This is a genomic window from Acidovorax sp. LjRoot204, assembly GCF_056175785.1.
The window spans coordinates 1-3,542 of the sequence record NZ_JBGFFF010000266.1 but is presented as its reverse complement, the minus strand read 5'-3'; the positions used below and the strand labels follow the sequence as shown (position 1 = coordinate 3,542).

Genomic DNA, 3,542 nt, shown 5'->3' with positions numbered 1-3,542 from the left:
GTCAAGCGCATTGCAGATGAATCTTCCGAAAAAAGACCTCACATCGAGTATTGTTGACGAACCAGTCAGGTGCTGCTCTCAGCCGTCCCCGGTGTTGGCCAGAAAACGCGCCGCCATCCACTCTCAGAATTACATTTTTGTCGGCCAGTATTGTCAGCACCACGCGCGTAACCCCTCACACCTCCATCTCCTGCCCTGCACTCAGCCATCGAATGTCATGCGGGTTGCGGCGGGGGGCGCCACTGTAGTCGAGCCGCCTGATCTCATTGATGATTAGCAAGGTCTCTGACGGCTTGGTGTGCGTTATGTAGATGGGGTAACGGTCAACTGCTGGAATGTGAGCCAGTTCTTGCGCCAAGGCCTCCGGAGAGAGATGCAAGCTACGGCGGGCTAGGTCACGTTCACGATTGCTGAAAGCCGTCTCGATCACCAAACAGGCCACAGTCAATGTGTTTACGCGATTCCAGAACGACGGATTGCGCTCAGTATCACCGCTGAATACCCACCACCCGGTATCGCCTTGCACCGCAAATCCCACGGCCGGTACGGTATGGTGGGCAGGTAGCACCTCGATCTGGACATCGGCGATGCTCAATACTTCGCCCGATACAAAGGCTTGATACTGCAGAAACGGGGATGCAGTAGACGGTATGGCGCTGAAATCTGGCCAGATAACGCTATTGAATACATGCGCCTGAAGCGCCCCAATGGTGGCAGCCAAAGCGTGAACCTGCACCGGGCGACTGCGCAGCGATGACACGGCGTCGAGCATCAGGGGCAGTGCGGCGATGTGATCAAGGTGGGAATGGGTCAGCAGCACATGGTCAATCTTGGCCATCTCTTCCAGCGTGAGGTCGCCCACACCAGTTCCCGCATCGAGCAAGATGCTGTCACCGATCAAGAACGATGTCGTGCGACAGTCCTTGGCGATAGCGCCGGAGCACCCCAGCACGCGAACCTTCATGTCAAGCCTTCTACTTGGTGTCGAAATTGGTGGCGCTATCCCAATCCGGGTTGAAAGGCAAATTACGCAGGCCTTCGACCCGTGCCGCGTACAACTCGTACAGGATGCTGTGGGGTCTAAGACCTCGCAACTGCCCCATCAGTTTGTCGCATTGTGCCCATTCTTGTGCTGCGTAGGCACGCAGAAAACCCTCCCACACAGCCAGTTCTTCACCGAGATCGGTGGGTAGTTGCCCTCGGGGGGCGAGGGGCTGGTAAATCGGCACGGCCTGCGCCTTGCCCTTGACGCGCACGCGATCCATGGCTTGCCATACGAACTGAGGGGCGAGCTGCATGGCAGATTCGCTCACCACGATCGAAGTACCGTAGTGCTTGGACAGCCCCTCCAGGCGAGAGCCAAGGTTGACCGCATCGCCGATGACCGTATAGCTGCGCCGGATGTCAGAGCCCATGTCACCCACGCACATGACCCCGGTGTTGAGCCCAATGCCCACCCCGATCTCGGGCAAACCGCGCTGGCGATGATTGGCGTTGATTTGCCCAATGGCCTGCGACATTTCCAGGGCCGCAGTCACTGCCAGTTGCGCATGATCAGGCGTGGCCACTGGAGCCCCCCAAAAAGCCATAACGCAGTCGCCCATGTATTTGTCAATCGTTCCCCGGTGGCTGCGGATGATGTGGGTGAGCTTGCTGAACACCTCATTCAACAAGCCTTGCAATTGCAGCGGTTCCATCCGTTCAGACATTGCGGTGAAGCCGCGCATGTCGCAGAACATCACCGTCAGCTCCCGGTTGGTGGCCTGCATGCTGTAGTGCTCAGGCTGCTTGACCATCTCGGCCACCAGCTCTGGCGGCACATAGGCGCTAAACAGCGCTGCGAGCTCGCGCTTGGACCGGCTCTCCACAAAGTAGCCATACGCCATGTTGAGGGCAAAGGCCAGCATAGCCATCACCACCGCAGTGGCGAGCGGCAACGCCAGCCCCTGCGCGATGTACATCCACAGATTGAGTCCTACCAGCGCACAAAGCACACCACCACTGAGCAAGACGGCAGACGATGCTGACAAGAGCGGCAAGGCAACTGCCAATAGCAAACCCGCGCACAGCAGCTGCAGCACATCAAAGCCAGCGGCATAGTCCGGCCGAACGATACTCTTGCCATCCAGGAATGCCGACAACACGTTGGCATGGGTCTCCACGCCTGGGTACGTCCTGCCCACCGGCGTCACACGCAAATCCAGCAAACCAGGTGCTGTCGAGCCTACCAGCACCAATTGATCCTTGAGTTGACCAGCCGGCAGCAAGCCATCCAGAACGTCCGACGCCGAGATGTACCGAAAGGAACCACCCTTGGCATCGCCCGGCCCACGGTAGGGGATGAGCGTGGCCAACTGCTGGTCCACGGGGAGCGCCAGCGTGCGACCATCTTGGCGCAGCACGATGCTTTGGAGCACATCATGCGTCCCGGACGGCTTGGAATTCACGAAGCCCGGGTGAATCTCTGGCAGACCGATGGCGGTGCGGAACATGGCCAATGCCAGCGATTCGTAATACTGCCCCTGGTACTCTGCCAACAGGGGCAGGGAACGAACAACTCCGTCCTCGTCCGTGATCGAGTTGAAGAAGCCTGCAGCAGGTGCCGCCTCGGTCAGGGACTCAATATTGCTGCTGTACCCACGCCACGTAGTCGCCCCCAGAGGCAAGCCCCGCAAGCGCTCCACGGGCAGGGCGGGTTCTGGCAACATGCCTTTCGTGATGCCGTCGCGGTCTTCGCCCGATAGGTAGTAACCCAGCACCACTGGCTGCCCGTGCAGAGACTGCGCAAAAAGAGCGTCATGGTCCAGTGAGGGCGCCAGACGTTCCAGTTGCTCCTTAAAGCCCGGCTGGCTGCGTAAAGGGCCCTGCGCCAGTTGTTGCAGCGTAGAGAGGCCCGAACTTTCATCGGACTCGGCAAACAGAACGTCAAACCCCACCACGGCCACTTGCTGGCGCTCAAACAGCTCATGCACCAGCGCAGCCATCTTGTCCCTGCGCCAGGGCCATTGCCCCACCCGCCCCAGGCTCTTCTCGTCGATATCGACGATGACGATCCGCTCGTCCAGCGTTCGTGGCATGGTCAACCGCAAGCGGGTGTCGTAGATGATGTTGTCCAGTCGCTCCAACACCTGCAGGTGGAGCACATCGGCTACGTGCAGCAGCGCAAAAACCAGCGGTATCAGCGTGACTGCGATGCGTTGCCAGCGTCGGAGGAACAGCTGCGACAAGGACTGCAACATAGGTCCACGCGCAGGAATAGGAGTGTCCAGTTAGCAAGGGCCCGCAGCGATGATGCGAGCCTTTTGCAGAGYGTCAGCTTTGCTCGAACTGCATCTCGGTGCCCGCCAGCTCCAGGCGATCCCCGTGCTTCAGGGGAACCGGCGATGCACCAATAGCAGCGCCGTTGAGCAGCGGCATGTCCGGTCCTTCGACATGGGCCAAGACAAAACCCTGGTGCCGCTTGGTGATGGAAGCCACAGCCACGCCCGGCTTGCCAATCGTGGTAACCACCTTCTGCAGCGACACTTCACGCCCCGCAGCAG

Annotated in this window: 3 protein-coding genes; all 3 read right to left on the bottom strand. The window is 59.6% G+C overall.

The window, feature by feature from the left end:
• Positions 1 to 175: 175 nt before the first annotated feature.
• Positions 176 to 964, bottom strand: coding sequence for a 3',5'-cyclic-nucleotide phosphodiesterase (locus tag AC04MI_RS24120; protein ID WP_436076756.1), 789 nt, complete (start codon positions 962 to 964; stop codon positions 176 to 178).
• 10 nt (positions 965 to 974) lie between these two features.
• On the bottom strand, positions 975 to 3,239 hold the full coding sequence (locus tag AC04MI_RS24115) for a CHASE2 domain-containing protein (protein ID WP_436076755.1): 2,265 nt from the start codon (positions 3,237 to 3,239) through the stop codon (positions 975 to 977).
• A gap of 73 nt (positions 3,240 to 3,312) precedes the next feature.
• The coding region (locus AC04MI_RS24110; protein WP_476498918.1) for an FHA domain-containing protein at positions 3,313 to 3,542 on the bottom strand (230 nt) is incomplete at its 5' end.

What these genes read in the sequence shown, in the direction of transcription:
- AC04MI_RS24120 (WP_436076756.1), bottom strand. Translation starts at nt 964, where the DNA reads ATGAAGGTTCGCGTGCTGGGGTGCTCCGGCGCTATCGCCAAGGACTGT.
- AC04MI_RS24115 (WP_436076755.1), bottom strand. Translation starts at nt 3,239, where the DNA reads ATGTTGCAGTCCTTGTCGCAGCTGTTCCTCCGACGCTGGCAACGCATC.